Genomic DNA, 942 nt, shown 5'->3' with positions numbered 1-942 from the left:
CTTGATCTGATAGCTGACGGCCGCCTGCGTCATGCCCAGCTCGGCCGCCGCCTTGGTGAAACTCAAATGGCGCGCGGCGGCCTCGAAGGCGCGAAGGGCGGCAAGCGGCGGCAGGTTGCGAGACATGATGCATAAAGCTCCCTTATGCATTATGCGCGAGCTTCGATTGGACCCGCAAGCCGCCTCACGCCATGTTCGAGCCTATCAACAGAGGGATCGAACCCATGCGAACGGGCATGCTCGACGGAGCGCGCGCGGCGGAGCCCCGCCATGCGTGGACAAAACTCGGCTTATGGTTGGGTGCGCTGGCGCGGCGTCTCGCGCCGCTGGAGGGCGTGATGCGCGAAGACGAGATGCCCGACTGGATCAAGCGCGACATCGGCTGGCGGGATGGGCCGGCCGAGCGCCCACGCGCCGAACTGGAAGGCTGGAACCGAAGCCAGCCATCCGGGCGATCGCGTCTGGACTGACGCGAGGTCGATGCAGCCTTGCTGCGGATCGAGGAGCGCCGGGAGCTTCGCCCCGGCGCTGCTTGTCGTCAGCTTCCGGCCATGCCGGCCTTGAGGCGGCGCGACAGTTCGTCGAAGGGCTGGTCGGTCGGGCCGTCGGCGGGGCCTTGCAGAAGATTGCCATAGACATGAGGCACGAGATCGACTGCCTGGTCGAGCGTCGCGTCCGCGCCGCGCTGATACCCGCCGAGAAGGCGCAGGTCGCGCGTGTCCTCGTAGCGCGAGATCATGGAGCGCAGCCGCGTGACCAGTTCTCGCTCTTCGTGGCTCCAGGACAGGTCGGCCAGACGCGAGATGGATTTGAGAACGTCCACGGCCGGGAAACGGCCTTCCTCGGCGATGGCGCGGCTCAGCACGATATGCCCGTCCAGCGTGCCGCGAATGGAATCGGCCACCGGCTCGTTGTGATCGTCGCCATCCACCAGAACCGCGA

2 protein-coding genes and 1 pseudogene are annotated in these 942 nt (G+C 66.8%); 1 reads left to right on the top strand and 2 read right to left on the bottom strand.

The window, feature by feature from the left end:
• Positions 1-126 (bottom strand): LysR family transcriptional regulator (locus tag NS365_RS23940; protein ID WP_153003927.1); only part of this gene is annotated, 126 nt, incomplete at its 3' end.
• 98 nt (positions 127-224) lie between these two features.
• Between NS365_RS23940 and NS365_RS22910 the strand changes: the two genes are divergently transcribed.
• Positions 225-470 (top strand): hypothetical protein, encoded by a 246-nt coding sequence (locus tag NS365_RS22910; RefSeq protein WP_058602595.1) that lies wholly within the window; start codon positions 225-227, stop codon positions 468-470.
• 68 nt (positions 471-538) lie between these two features.
• Here NS365_RS22910 and fliI read toward each other — a convergent pair.
• Positions 539-942, bottom strand: a pseudogene (gene fliI, locus NS365_RS22905) (flagellum-specific ATP synthase FliI); the annotation flags it as partial.

Origin of the sequence: Aureimonas ureilytica (assembly GCF_001475935.1) — a bacterium.
Classification (GTDB): Bacteria; Pseudomonadota; Alphaproteobacteria; order Rhizobiales; family Rhizobiaceae; genus Aureimonas; species Aureimonas ureilytica_A.
This window is presented reverse-complemented; position numbering and strand designations above follow the sequence as displayed.